This window comes from Pectobacterium parvum, from assembly GCF_020971565.1.
In the GTDB taxonomy this organism is placed as follows: Bacteria; Pseudomonadota; Gammaproteobacteria; order Enterobacterales; family Enterobacteriaceae; genus Pectobacterium; species Pectobacterium polare.
The window spans coordinates 624062-636866 of sequence record NZ_CP087392.1 but is presented as its reverse complement, the minus strand read 5'-3'; the positions used below and the strand labels follow the sequence as shown (position 1 = coordinate 636866).

Annotated in this window: 13 protein-coding genes; all 13 read right to left on the bottom strand. The window is 50.7% G+C overall.

What is annotated here, in order from left to right:
- Positions 1 to 58 precede the first annotated feature (58 nt).
- A complete protein-coding gene (locus LOZ86_RS02795) occupies positions 59 to 613 on the bottom strand; it encodes a hypothetical protein (RefSeq protein ID WP_039484687.1) in 555 nt (184 codons plus the stop codon).
- Positions 610 to 1143, bottom strand: a complete 534-nt coding sequence (locus LOZ86_RS02790; protein ID WP_039484689.1) for a carbapenem self-resistance protein CarG family protein — start codon at positions 1141 to 1143, stop codon at positions 610 to 612. The genes LOZ86_RS02795 and LOZ86_RS02790 overlap by 4 nt, the downstream gene beginning before the upstream one ends.
- The gene (locus LOZ86_RS02785) at positions 1133 to 1999 is read right to left on the bottom strand and encodes an SUMF1/EgtB/PvdO family nonheme iron enzyme (protein WP_072012388.1); all 867 of its coding nucleotides are present in this window, start codon (positions 1997 to 1999) and stop codon (positions 1133 to 1135) included. Before LOZ86_RS02785 ends, LOZ86_RS02790 begins: the two co-directional genes overlap by 11 nt.
- Entirely contained in the window at positions 1993 to 2271 is a 279-nt protein-coding gene (locus tag LOZ86_RS02780) for a 2Fe-2S iron-sulfur cluster-binding protein (RefSeq protein WP_039484692.1), read from the bottom strand. The genes LOZ86_RS02785 and LOZ86_RS02780 overlap by 7 nt, the downstream gene beginning before the upstream one ends.
- Positions 2271 to 3401, bottom strand: a complete 1131-nt coding sequence (gene carD / locus LOZ86_RS02775) for a carbapenem biosynthesis protein CarD (RefSeq protein WP_039484694.1) — start codon at positions 3399 to 3401, stop codon at positions 2271 to 2273. The genes LOZ86_RS02780 and carD overlap by 1 nt, the downstream gene beginning before the upstream one ends.
- Before the next feature lie 54 nt (positions 3402 to 3455).
- Entirely contained in the window at positions 3456 to 4277 is an 822-nt protein-coding gene (locus LOZ86_RS02770; protein WP_039484696.1) for a TauD/TfdA dioxygenase family protein, read from the bottom strand.
- A 13-nt stretch (positions 4278 to 4290) separates the two neighbouring features.
- Positions 4291 to 5043, bottom strand: a complete 753-nt coding sequence (carB, locus tag LOZ86_RS02765; RefSeq protein WP_039484699.1) for a carboxymethylproline synthase — start codon at positions 5041 to 5043, stop codon at positions 4291 to 4293.
- Positions 5040 to 6557 carry a carbapenam-3-carboxylate synthase gene (gene carA / locus LOZ86_RS02760; protein ID WP_039484700.1) on the bottom strand — a complete coding sequence of 506 codons (1518 nt, stop codon included), beginning with the start codon at positions 6555 to 6557 and terminating at the stop codon, positions 5040 to 5042. The genes carB and carA overlap by 4 nt, the downstream gene beginning before the upstream one ends.
- A gap of 187 nt (positions 6558 to 6744) precedes the next feature.
- Positions 6745 to 7479, bottom strand: coding sequence for a carbapenem biosynthesis transcriptional regulator CarR (carR, locus tag LOZ86_RS02755; protein ID WP_039512675.1), 735 nt, complete (start codon positions 7477 to 7479; stop codon positions 6745 to 6747).
- A 1013-nt stretch (positions 7480 to 8492) separates the two neighbouring features.
- Positions 8493 to 9866: an FtsX-like permease family protein gene (locus LOZ86_RS02745; protein WP_039484704.1), complete on the bottom strand. Its 1374-nt coding sequence runs from the start codon at positions 9864 to 9866 to the stop codon at positions 8493 to 8495.
- Complete coding sequence (locus LOZ86_RS02740) at positions 9863 to 10555, bottom strand: ABC transporter ATP-binding protein (protein WP_039484706.1); 693 nt, start codon at positions 10553 to 10555, stop codon at positions 9863 to 9865. The genes LOZ86_RS02745 and LOZ86_RS02740 overlap by 4 nt, the downstream gene beginning before the upstream one ends.
- Before the next feature lie 8 nt (positions 10556 to 10563).
- The gene (locus LOZ86_RS02735) at positions 10564 to 11043 is read right to left on the bottom strand and encodes a hypothetical protein (RefSeq protein WP_039484708.1); all 480 of its coding nucleotides are present in this window, start codon (positions 11041 to 11043) and stop codon (positions 10564 to 10566) included.
- A gap of 12 nt (positions 11044 to 11055) precedes the next feature.
- Positions 11056 to 12801 carry an alkaline phosphatase gene (locus LOZ86_RS02730; protein ID WP_230242824.1) on the bottom strand — a complete coding sequence of 582 codons (1746 nt, stop codon included), beginning with the start codon at positions 12799 to 12801 and terminating at the stop codon, positions 11056 to 11058.
- Positions 12802 to 12805 lie beyond the last annotated feature (4 nt).

Here is a 12805-nt window from a genome sequence, read left to right as displayed (position 1 = left end):
GCAGCAGGGTGAACCACGTTCACCCTGCTTTTTTATGTCACGACGGTAAGCTATCGCGTTAGTAATCCAGCTCTACCGGCACGGGGTAGTCCTGCAACTTGGCGCTACCACCCAACGTCTCACGAATCGTAGCCGAATAGCGCGTGGTTTCCATTCCACCAACAAGATTATCCAGCTCGCTAAAGGCAAAACGTAACGAACGGTTATACGCCCAACTTTCCAACGGTGTCAGGTGATATGTGAAGTACACCACCGCCAGCTCCTGATTCACTCGATCGATTTTCTCGATGCTGCTCACCTGCATACGGCCGTAACACAGGTCGCCGTACTGACGCCAATTCTGCTCACCCACTGGTGATAGACGGTACACCTTGCCTGTTCCCTCCGGCGTGGCCTGTGCCAACCCAGCCTCCACTAGCGCGTGCAAACGTCCACTGTTCCAAGGCGAGTCATCTTTAGGACTGTGCACTGGCCACTGCTTCTCACCCAGACACAGCGGCGGCTCCGCATCAAAAAACTCCTGTATACGTTGCTGGTAATTCTGCTCGCTGAGCTGCGCCCACACACCGAGGGGCAACAATAGCCCAGATACAATTAATATCGATGTTTTCATTTTGCCAACATTACCTCATCCACTTCCTTGTAGGCTTCATCAACGGATTGGTAGGTATCTTGCGTTATCACTCGCTTTCGTTCTGACCATTCATAGAGCGGCACACCCGGATCGTCCCGCGAGGCTTTAAAGCCGTAAATCGTCAAAAGGACTTTCGTGGGATCAAAGACGTTTTCCCCTTGCTTCTTTGCCGTCACCAGAAAGTAATGCTTTCCAGACATAAATAACCGATTATCCTGCACTAAAAAATCCGCCGCAGCAGATAGTCGATAATCAAACCAGGTAAACGTATTGCTGTTGGCGACTGGCATAATGCTGTGTCCGCCGTCCGGGCGTCGGACAAAGAAAGTCATCCCGAGATTGGGGTGCGAGGTATTATTGTCAAACTGGGCGACGACGACATAATCCTTCCCGCCGTCCTGATTGAGATCTACCCGATTGATGCCGTCTTTCAATGCCACTGGGGATAGTGCAGTAGCCGTGCTGCTGATAGCGCAGAGCGCCAGCCACCCTACGAATTTATTTACCATCAAGCGTCCTTACTAATCGAAAACCAATATCCGGCATGAAGAAACCGGGCGTATGCAAATCGCAGCTCGCTAGGCTGTGCGTCCGCTCCAGATAACTTCCGCCGCAAAAGTAGTACATGGTTTTGCCGCCCTCCACCGCATAAGACTCATTCAGCCACTCGGATACATTGCCGCTCATGTCGTAAATCCCCAGTGAATTGGGGCGCTTCGACGCCACAGGCACCGTACCGAACAACGATGAATCAGAGGGAAAATGTGCTACGCGTTCCGGCTGTTCGCTGCCTGCATAGCGCTGGCCGTAGGTGGCTTCCGCCAGCCCCTTACGTCCGCCTCTGGCAGCAACCTGCCATTCCGCCAGCGTTGGCAAGCGGTAACCCAAAGCCTGTGGGTTCTCGCGTATGAGTTTATCGTTATCGTCCTCCGGCACGCGCTTCAGCGTCTTACCGTCAAGCGTGAGGTAATAAGGTGGCAATTGCTGCCGTTCGCTGAGCACATTGGCGAAAATCACCGCGTCCCACCATGACACATTGGTGACCGGATGCTGTCCACCATCCTGCTCAGGCGGCAGGCAATCCTCAAACGTGGCTCCGTTGCAACCGCCACTGAGTTCATAGCCGTGCGCGTCTGCCCATGCTTGCAGCGCATGGTACTGCCGGTAGGTGATTTCCGTTTTCGTCATGGCAAAAGAGGCAATAGACGTATTGGCATGGGCGGCATAGTCTTCCTGGCCAAAGACCGATCCAACATAGAAATTACCGCCTTTAACCACCACCTCGTCAGGAACAGCATTCGCCGCTTGAGCGGCGAAGAGGGGAAAGGCACAGCACAGTCCAACGATTAGTGTTTTCTTCAGCATAACGATACAGGCTCAATTTCAAGGTTAGAGAGCGGCACAGAACAGCAAGGCAGAATGTAGCCATCAGCAATATCTTTACGTGAGATCCCACCAGAATGATCCATGTTGACGTTGCCGGACATCAGATGCACCTTGCATACACCGCAGTAACCGGAGGCACAGCGATAAGGCAGTTCGACACCCGCTTCATACGCGGCACTCAGGATGCTTTCATTCTCTGACACCGGAAAATCAATAGTGGTATCGCGAATATGGCAGTGAAATTTTGACATTACAACCCTCCCACAAGACGGCGCAGTAACTCCTTCTGCAAGAGTTTATTTTCCTTTTTGAATGTTGCGGAGGCAACCGCATTCTCTTCGATCCGGCGGAGTAAATAGGGCAACGACTTGTCGAGTGGACCGTAAGGCAGATATTTGCAGACGCGAAAACCGGTTTGCAGTAGTGAATAAGCAATATGATCGCCTAGTCCGTAAAGCTGCCCTATCCAGATATGCTTTGCGCGTAACGGCTCGCTCTTCACAATCAATGCGAGGCTTTCCTCATTGTGCGTAGCAAAAAACGGCGCTATTCGATCTAAGCGTTGTGCAATATAGTTCACCGTAGCGTTATAACTATGGTCAGTTTCTTGCTTGGTCGCAAAACAACGAGTCCCGCCGTTCACTCTTTTCTCTTCTTCCAGATAAGCACCGCGCACAACTTTCACCCCGAGAATAAAGTCATCCTGGCATGCCCGCTGATAGCACTCATCTAGGAAACGCAGCTGGTTCTTAAGATAAAATTGCAGCGTCAGGGTGATAACCGCACTATCGCGGTTAAACTCGCGCATCATGTTTAGAATCAGACGGTCTACCGCAGGCTGAATCGCGGTCTGCTCCGCGTCAACCATCACACGTACGCCATGAGAACGGGCATAGTCGAATAGGTGTGAGAAACGCGTGACGATACGTGACCACGCGCTAGCGGATACTTCATCCAGCGCTAATCCTTCGCTTTGTCGGGCATACACAGCCACGCTGCCTAGGGACGATGGTTTGATTACAACAAAAGGCAGGCTATCCGTTTGTTGCGACATCTCGATAAGGCGTAGTGTGTTCTCCATCGCCTTATCGAACTGCGTCTCGTCATTTTCCCCTTCAACGGCATAGTCCAATACGCAGGCAATGCCAGAGCACGCCAGAAAGGTTACCGTGCTCTGCACTTCTTCCAGCGTTTCCCCACCAAAATAAATACTGTTTACTAGCGAAAAAAGGCGCCCTCTAGGCCGTGCAAGGAATTTTTTCAGCGTAAAAAGTGACAGTCTGCGTGTCAGCCTGTGCGTCAACGTTGCTGTCGCACAGTATTTGAAAAACAGTGTCCTTGACGTGTAACGATTATAGATAGCGTAAAGATCGTTATGCATGATGGTTCCAGATCTATATCAATCCGGCACGTTTTCGCGCCGGAATCATGAGAATTAAAGATCGGCAGTTTGTCCGCGATACAAACGACGTACGATGTCGTCATCGTTAAACTCTTCACGCTCATGAATGACACGACGGTTGTCCATAATCAGCAGGTCACCATCTTCCCAGAAGTGTTTGTAGTAGTAGCGTGGCTGTTTTAAAAACGCCCCAAGTTCCTGGAAGAACGTGTGGGTTTCATGATCGGTGAAACCGACAATCCTCGGCTCCCAGCTAGCCGGTTGCCCTTCATCAAATGGGAAATAAATCAGCATCTTTCTAACCCATCCTAAATCGGTGAAGACGGGAACCTTGAACCAACCGTCTGGAGAAACATCCACGTAATAGCCCCGCTCCAGCACACGAACTTCAAATGTTTCCTCTTCCAGTACTCGCAACAGGTGGGGCGGCATTTCCTTACAGGCCAAAGCATGGTCGCATACCGTCGTCGCACCACGGAATTTGACGTTTTTAATCTCGGCCGCGTAGAGGAAAACCTGATCCACCTGTGACAGGAGCAGTCCTCCATCAGCATGGAAAGGAAGTTGACCACGTCCGGTAACGATTTTTCCTTTTTCCCCTTCCAGCTTCAGCGTATCGCGATAGCCGAAGCCTACACCGATCTTTTCATCCGCATACTCCACAATCGTTCCGTAAGCCGAGTAGATATCGCGGAATGTGTCACCATCGATATCGAGATTTTTGACCACGACAAATCCCTGACGCATCAGTAAGTTTTTAATCGTTTCCGTCTTGGCTTCTAGAAAGTCTCGATGCTCGATATACGCGCCAAAACCAGACGCCATGATCGGATTAAACTTCACTATTTCGCTCATTTTCTTCCCTTCCTTAATATTTCTTGCCAAGAACATTTTGAAAATGCGTCTGCGCATCGCGAGCCTGAAACGCAGCCTTATGTACCAACTTGGAAGCCTCACAGGTTTGTTCCAAAAGTTGGATAAATGGCTTATTTACCGCCCTCTTCGTATTGATGAATGCAGAAGCCGGGTAGCCGGCCATCACGTGCGCCTGTGTGATCGCGGCATCCAGCAGCGCATGGCTCCCCACCACCTGATTAACCAGCCGATAGTCCCTGCAGCGTGGGGCATCAAGCGACTCGCACTGGTAAATAATCTCCTGCATTGCGCTGAACCCATGGGTGAATTCTAGGATGGCGGCACCAACCGAACACCCGATACCATGCTTAAGCTCCGGCATCACAAAATTTGCTGTCGACGCCATCAGTCGCTGGTCAAACATCAGGGCAAACTGGAGCCCCATACCAATCGCATAGCCATCTACTGCCGCAATAGTCGGTTTATTCACGTTCAGTACGGACTGATACAAATCAATCACGCGGTCAATCCACTCTTCGATGTCCTCGCTGCGCGATAGCTGTTTAACTTCGTTGAAATCTCCGCCAGCGGAAAAGGAACGCTCTGCCCCGCCATACACCACGACAGCTCGCACGCTGTCGTCAGCGTTGGCTCGCGTCAGTGCGTCCTTCACGCTGGTTTCCAGTGAACGACTAAAGGGGTTATGTTTGTTCGGATGGTTCAGCGTAATAATCCGAACTCCATCGGCATTCTCTTCCAAAATCATAATGAGTCCTTTTTGATCAATTCCTTGAGCTGAGATGGCGTGACATCTGTAATGGAGAGGCGGCCACGGAGGAAGGCTTGATAAACACGGTAGGTAAAGCGACTTTTGGTCTGGTAGTTATCAACCGTTGACCCGAGAACATTAGCGAATGCCTGATTAACGGAGGAACCTTCGTGAATGCCGATTTTCTTGCGCCAGACAATATCTTTCGGCAGCAATTGCAGCGAATCGGCGTATTCACGCAAGATGTTTTTTACTTCGTTGTCGTACATCTTGTAATCAGGATTTAGCGAATGACATAGCGTGATTAAAGCGTGGTTCCAAAACGGATGGCGTATATCAATACCGTAATGGGAAGCACCCTGAGTAGAGAATTCCCCCGTCCAACGTGTGCGATACACTTGCTCGGCGAGAAGCTGATTCGGGTTCTCATAATGCGTTCCCGGTTTCAGTATGCCGCCAAAGAGCAAGTCGGAACCGTAACCAGTGAGCATACAAGACACCTGCCCCTCAGCCTGACGATACACATTGAACAATCCCGATTGAATTTCAGCAGATAAGCCGTCAAATATTTCGTTGTAATAGATGGATTCAATGATGCCGTTGATCACTTCGGCTTCGGACAGAATTTTCACCTGATGACGCGTGCCGAGCGCATCTGCAACCTGCTGAGAAAACTCAAACTCATTACTGAGTTCCGTACCGATTGAATAAGTATTCAACTGTTTGAAATGGCGACTGGCGAGCGCCGTTACCAGACTGGAGTCCAGCCCACCGGAAAGTGGGATACCGATCGTATCAAAGCGCTGTGCCACATCCCTGAGTGGTGCATTCAGATAACGCTCAATCAGCGCCAACAATGGCCCACGCGGCAAAGCTAACACTTGATTGCTTGCGGGTGTGGTAAGCGTGCGGCTCTCAACGAAGGGGTAACCTTCGCTATCGTGCGTAAGTACATGTACCGCCCCTGGCTTGAGGCGCTGCGCATTTTTCACTGGCGTGTAATTATCTGCCCGCATCAGTGACTGACACACCCGTGCTTCATTTTCGAATAGCAGCGCGTCTTCGCCTTCTGCCGCGGTAACCAGCTTCAGGCTATTGGTAACCCAGGTCTTTCTGCCCTGCACTACATGAATAGCTGAGAAACCACGAGACTCGGTGATTACCGTCAATTCACCGTTTGGTTCATCAATGAAAAAGCAGAAATTCCCCTCAGCCAGCGCTAGCGCATTAGCCCCTAGGCGAGTAAGCAACAACGCTAACAACTCAGCATCATTAGCCAGATAAGCTTCACCTTCCCACACTCCAACCAATCCGCTCAGAAACTCTCGGTTGTACAGAGAACCAATCAGATAAGCCGACCCTTTTTCCATCTCACATTTCTGATAATGGCCATTCTGTTCGATAAAAAGATAGCTATTAGATAATGCTTCGCCCTTCCCGCCGAAGTCGCGTTGGATATTATTTATATCGGCATCAGAACCTTTATAAACGACGCAAAAATTATTGCTCACAGTAATAACCCTTACCTTAATAACGACATGAGAGAAGATAATGTTTAAATCCGTCACACATCATAAAAAAGGTAAATACAAATATTAACCGTATAAAAGCTCAGCTAACGATTTTCTTTTAGATAGGAAGTTACTATTCTTTTGGATAGTTTCCTCTATCAACAAAGATGAATAAAAAGGCACCATCCTAGCGAGATTCCATATGCTTCATCACTACAGGTTCACACAGGGAATTGAAAAGATTTAACTCAAGTGCTTTAGTTATAGCATGGCGGGAATTGATAACGCCCAACTTTCTGACTGAATTATTAATGTGGAATTTAACGGTAACCTCACTAATACCTAATATACGAGAGACCTCTTTATAAGCTCGTCCACTACTAACAAGGAAAAGCACTTCGGTTTCACGCGGGGAAAGTAAGACATTCCTTGAGCTATCGGGGGGATTGGCTTGATCTTTGATAGCTCGCTGGTAGGCCATTACTTTTTCATGAACATTCACTAGTAGCATCTGCAAATAATTTTCATGGCTCTTCATACACTTTTCAAAATCTGCATCTTCCAAATGGTTAGCTATACTCAGCGTCGCTACATTGTTATCATGGTCGTGTAAGACAAAGGTATAACCTGAACTTATATCGTGCTGTACGGAAGAAATAAAAACATCCTGATTCTTAGCTCTTAGCGTAACAAGATCGTTATCATCCCAGGAAAACGGCGTAATACGCGCTAGTGAGGCAACGATTATAGGGTCACTTAAGAACATCTCTTTTTTTATATATTCATTCATCCACGGCTCTGGATAGTTAGAAATAATATAAGGATGCTTGGTAGAGATTTTGCTCATCATGAAATAAGAAAACCATACGTCCCCGACTCCTTTCAACTTCCTTTTTATAAACGAATAGATTTCTTGATCCATATTACGTCCTCTTACCAATTTTTCTCGACGAGAAAAAAACCAACTATTCCCCAAGGAGTAGGTATAATTATTTTTAGTCACATCTGATATAATCAATATATGTTTAGCAAAATGCAAGCTATCAACTAGTTTACAAATAGTCAACATTTTATACCCATTATCATTGGCGATGATTGATTTTATGTAGTAAGAAGATAGTGCTTATCCACTATGATAATATTTATTACCGACGAACAGAGATCTGAACGTGAACACCATCATGACACCAGTCGTAATAAGTGTGTTTGCGAGCGTATTAAAGCTATACTTCTGGACTACGTAGGCTGGATCTCTGCGATGGTTGCACAAGCTCTGCGCCTGCACAAAACGAGTGGTAAACCAGCATATCAACGATTACGTCAATACCTTCAAACTCAAATCTAAAACGGCGAAGTCTGCAAGCCGGCTTAATGTTGAGCAAACAGCAAGCCTGACTAATCACCCATCTCAGAATTTACTCCATCACATCCACAAAAAGCTGGCAGACATCGCATAAACGCAGTGAAGAAAATAGAGCTTCACTATTTATCGCCTTACAGGCTGAATATGATAGAGCGCTTATGGAAAGTGATGAAAGAACACACACAGAATAATCGCTATTTTGTTTTCGGGATGAGATATTCAAATTTTTCTCAACCACATTGCCAAAAATAGTGAGTTCATTCTCGCCCCTAATTCATAATCATTTTCAGGTACTCAAACCTGCAATTTAAGGTTTATTGGGTATATACAGCTTGACGCGATATTAATTAGGTCACTATTATTCATGATATTATTTATCGAAATAAATAATAGTAACAGGATTACTGCATGTTACTGACCCCATGCCATAACACCGAAGAGAGAAAAGCTATTTACTAAGTATGAGTATGGCAATCGGGTGAGTGTTAACAGGTAAGGAAAAAGAGAACACCGGACGCAGAAACTACACGTCCGATGCTAATAGAGCTATCGTCGCGGCTTAATCGCCACACTTACTCGCCGCGTAGCGCCGTTGCGGGAGATTGGCGGTAAGACAGCATCGCGGGAATGGTAAGTACTACGGCGGCGACCAGCAACAGGAGCAGGACGAAGTGGATGTCTTCCCATTCCAGCGTCACCGGCAGGACAAAGCCGCTTTTCTCGCTCATCACTACCGCAATCGCACGGGCAGCAAGGTAACCCAGGCCGACGCCCAGCAGTACGCCGATGCTCACCAGCGACATCAGCCCGCTCCAAATCAGCGTGAAAATACCGTAGCGCGGCGCGCCAAAGGCACGCAGTGCACCGATCTGTTTCTGCCGCTGCCGTAAATGGATAACCGCCACCATCGCCACCGCAACGCCGACTAATCCCTGCGTGCCCAGTGAGATGTAAGTCAGCAGTTCACGAATATCACCCAGCATCGAATAGAGTTTCACCAGCACTTCGCCGGGGAACACCGCCAGCGTCGTGTTGCTGCGATATAGCGAACGGAGTTGATAGGCACCCGCGATCGTTTTCGGTTTAACGACAATAGCGGGCAAACCAGCCTGATGTGTGTGTCCGTGTGCTTCGGCTTCGCCGTGTTCATCAGCGTGTGACGCCGTTACTGGCTGAGCGGCATCCGCATGATGGTCACCGCTTTCCGCGCCTTCCGCCTGCGCGGTTTCATCGTGATCATGGCCGTCATGTTCACCCTCATGCTCATGTGCGCCATGAGCATGATCGGCATGCTCGTTATGGTCGTGATCATCGTCCGCAGCATGCGGTGGATGGATGCCGTGTACTCGCCACACCGCGTTCACCGGCACCAGAATCGCTTTATCCCATGCGCTGCCGTCAGCAGGTAAAACACCGACAACGGTGTAGATGACGTCATCGTGCGCGTGCGCCCCTTCCGTCCCCACCTGACCGTGAATCGGGCTAAATGTACTCCCCACCGTCAGCCCCGTTTGCGCGCCTACCACGGCCTCAAAGCCGTCGTTGAACACGCGTCCGGCGGTGAGTTGTCGCTTGCCGTTATCCGTGACCAGCGGAGGTGTGGTGCCGATAATCGGCATCCCCTGATAGAAATCACCAAACGCGACCGGTGCCGCCCAGGCAACCAGCGGGTTCTTTTCCAGATCGGTCAGCACCTGCGCAGGAATCAGCGTCAATGCCGACGGTTGCAGGAACACGGACGACAGCACCAGCTGGGTTTCGCTCCCCGGCGCACCGATCACCAGATCGAAACGGTCAGCTGCTTTGGCGCTGCCCATACGCAGCGCCCTTTCCTGCAAACTCACCGAAATACTTAACGCTGTCGCCACAGCGATCAGCAACACCACGACCAGCACACCCGGCCAGAGCCGACGCCAGTCGACCCAGATAAGACGCCAAGGAATCATGCGCGATCCTCCTGATACAGCGTGTCCGCCATGAGGCGTCCTTTTTCCAGTTGAATACAGCGCAACATCTGCGAAGCCAGACGCGCATCGTGCGTAATCGCGATAAGCGTCGCCCGGCTATCACGCGCCAGCGTCACCAACAGGTCGGCGATCTGCTCGCCGCTCTGCGCATCCAAACTGGCCGTTGGCTCATCAGCAATAATGATGTCAGGTTTGCTGAGCAACGCTCTCGCGACCGCCACCCGCTGCTTCTCGCCACGTGATAGCACTTCAATCGGACGTTTCGCGGTATCCAGCCCCACCTGTGCCAGCAAATCTGCCGCCCGCTGCCTGAGCGCCGCAGGTATCCGCCAGTGGTGAAACTGCGCAGGCAGTAAGACGTTCTCTATCGCACTCAGGCCGGGGAACAGGTGGAAATCCTGCATCACCAACCCGATATGCTGCGCCCGCCAGCGGTCGCGCTCCGCTTCATTCATCTGCCAGATGTCCTGCTTTTCCCACTGCACACAGCCCGTTCCGCTGTGATCCATTCCGGTGATAGCATTCACCAGCGTGGTCTTACCGGAGCCGGAAGGCCCCATCACCGCGACCCGTTCGCCAGAACGAATAGACAGCGCGGGAATAGCCAGCACGGCCTCGGACGTATCGGGGAAAGTCACACTCAGGTGTTGAATCAATAACTCAGCCATCAGCGCTCCTAAAGGGTATCGAACGTGGCTTCACGCAGTCGCAGCAGGCTGACAAAACCCGTTTCAGGGTCGGTCCACGATCCGTGTTCCAGCACGCCTTCCACCTCAATCATGGTGTTGTTCTGTACGAAGGTCTGACGTTTGGCGAGGTAAACGACGAGGATATCCTCAGGCCAGTCCGCATCAGACGAACAGAAGGGGCACAGCGCCATTGGCATTTTGGTTAGTACAAAGAATTGTGACTCCGCCTTGAGCGGCGGTGCCATAAAGCCGCGCATCTTGACCCGTTTGCCGGAGAGCGTTTTGACTTCATTGGAGAATTCCAGACCCAGCACGCCGTAAGAGGCATACAGCTTGTCGAAGGAGAGTTCAGACTGCGCGGCTTTCACCGGGGCGATACCACCGATGAGGAGGAGCACCAGCACCGCGCGCAGCCAAGAGAATAAAAGCGGGGTCGCCCCCGCTTTGCTGCATTTCGCATTATTCATAGCGTCGTAGGATTACTTTTTGTCCTGCGGTTTTACCGCCAGTGCATCAACAATCACCCGGAACAGATCGGTGTTTTCCATGTAACCACGGATACGCTCTGCACCTGGGCCGCTCGCCTGAATCACCATGTCGTCAACGGCATGAACACCCGTATCGGAAGAGCGTGGCAGGATCCCTTCACGGAATACCGCGCCCGGCACGTTCTCGTAGGCTTTGTTGGCAACGTATTGATCTTTTTCGTTCTTGATAGCAGGCACGAACTGGCCATCCAGCTTCGGACGGAACGTTTCGTAATAGTCTGGGTAGTTGTTGAAGAACACGGCCAGACGTTTGGAGACGTTCAGATCATCTGGGTAGCCGTCTTTGTTGGCATCCTTATAGTTCGGATAGCCCGCTTCTTCATACACGCCGATCTTCTCACGCATCTCGGTGCCCGGCTTGCTGTCGTCCACCGTACCGATGATAGACAGGCCGTGAGTATGGTCGCCCGTCACGATAATCATCGTATCCGGGTTTTTCTCCGCGAACTGCTTGGCGATGGCAACAGACTGATCCAGCATAATGGTGCTGGTGAAAGCACGTTCCCAATCCAGGGGGTGAGACGCTTTGTCGATCAGCGCGGATTCCACCATCAGGAAGAAGCCGTCTTGGTTTTTGGACAGTACATCCAGCGCCGCCTGCGTCATGTCGGTCAGGTCAGGCTGGTTCGGGAATTTCTTGGCAACGTCATTTTTCAGGAAGCGACGATCCATCACGCCATCCATGTTGCCGGTGTGGAACAGCCCCAGCAGTTTGGTAGCCTGCGCAGCATTTTTCTTCAGTGAATCCGCATCGGTGACCAGTGAATAGCCTGCCTGCTGGAATTTCTCAACGTAGTTGGTTTCGTCTTTACGCTTAGAACCCGGCGTGCTTTTCGGCAGGAAGTAGGCAGAACCGCCGCCCAGCATGACCGTAGGCTGCACGTTGTAGAACATCTCAACGATTTCAGCTTTATCCGCACGACGACGCGTGTGAGAGACGACTGCCGCTGGTGTAGCGTCCTGAAGTTCAGCATCGCTGACGACGCCGACAGACATCTTGGTTGAACGGGTTAACAGCTCACCCAGCGTTTCCTGCTTCGGGTGATCCAGTGAACTTTTGCTACGGCTGACGTACACACCCAGCGCGTTCACACCGGATTTGTGACCGGTCATATAGGCGCTCATGGTGTTGGCGCTATCCGCTGCGATAGAGTCGGTACTGGACGTACCGGCAAACGCCATGTATTGCAGGTCATCAATCGCCAGACGGCCGTCGGCTTTCCCTTCCGTCACCCCTTTAGACAGGATGCGCGCGCCAGTACGGTGCGCAACGGACAGGCCATCGCCGATGAACAGAATCACGTTTTTGGCTTTACGCGTGCCAGCCGCTGAATAAACTTCCCAGTTCACCAGCGTCTTCTTGCCTTTGGCTTCCGCTTCTACCACATACTTGCCGGCTTCCGGCAAGTTCACGTCTCGCAGCCAGATCGTGGACGCGTTACCGCCGTCTTCACGCTCAACAAACGAGGCCGTTTTACCCAGCACCTGCTGGTAATCCTTGCCGTTGATCAGAATACGAATATCTTCCGGCTTAAGTACTTCATCAAACTCGACTTTAAAATCGAATTTTCCGCCTGCCAGCATGGTGGCGCGGTCAATGGGATAAATGGCCTGAGCCTGCACCATTCCCGGCAGAGCAGCAGAAATCAGTAAAGGCAGTAACCAGCGAGCTTTCATTGTT

Excerpts from the sequence above, each read along its gene's own strand:
- LOZ86_RS02795 (WP_039484687.1), bottom strand. The coding sequence starts at position 613 with ATGAAAACATCGATATTAATTGTATCTGGGCTATTGTTGCCCCTCGGT.
- LOZ86_RS02790 (WP_039484689.1), bottom strand. The coding sequence starts at position 1,143 with ATGGTAAATAAATTCGTAGGGTGGCTGGCGCTCTGCGCTATCAGCAGC.
- LOZ86_RS02785 (WP_072012388.1), bottom strand. The coding sequence starts at position 1,999 with ATGCTGAAGAAAACACTAATCGTTGGACTGTGCTGTGCCTTTCCCCTC.
- LOZ86_RS02780 (WP_039484692.1), bottom strand. The coding sequence starts at position 2,271 with ATGTCAAAATTTCACTGCCATATTCGCGATACCACTATTGATTTTCCG.
- carD (WP_039484694.1), bottom strand. The coding sequence starts at position 3,401 with ATGCATAACGATCTTTACGCTATCTATAATCGTTACACGTCAAGGACA.
- LOZ86_RS02770 (WP_039484696.1), bottom strand. The coding sequence starts at position 4,277 with ATGAGCGAAATAGTGAAGTTTAATCCGATCATGGCGTCTGGTTTTGGC.
- carB (WP_039484699.1), bottom strand. The coding sequence starts at position 5,043 with ATGATTTTGGAAGAGAATGCCGATGGAGTTCGGATTATTACGCTGAAC.
- carR (WP_039512675.1), bottom strand. The coding sequence starts at position 7,479 with ATGGATCAAGAAATCTATTCGTTTATAAAAAGGAAGTTGAAAGGAGTC.
- LOZ86_RS02745 (WP_039484704.1), bottom strand. The coding sequence starts at position 9,866 with ATGATTCCTTGGCGTCTTATCTGGGTCGACTGGCGTCGGCTCTGGCCG.
- LOZ86_RS02740 (WP_039484706.1), bottom strand. The coding sequence starts at position 10,555 with ATGGCTGAGTTATTGATTCAACACCTGAGTGTGACTTTCCCCGATACG.
- LOZ86_RS02735 (WP_039484708.1), bottom strand. The coding sequence starts at position 11,043 with ATGAATAATGCGAAATGCAGCAAAGCGGGGGCGACCCCGCTTTTATTC.
- LOZ86_RS02730 (WP_230242824.1), bottom strand. The coding sequence starts at position 12,801 with ATGAAAGCTCGCTGGTTACTGCCTTTACTGATTTCTGCTGCTCTGCCG.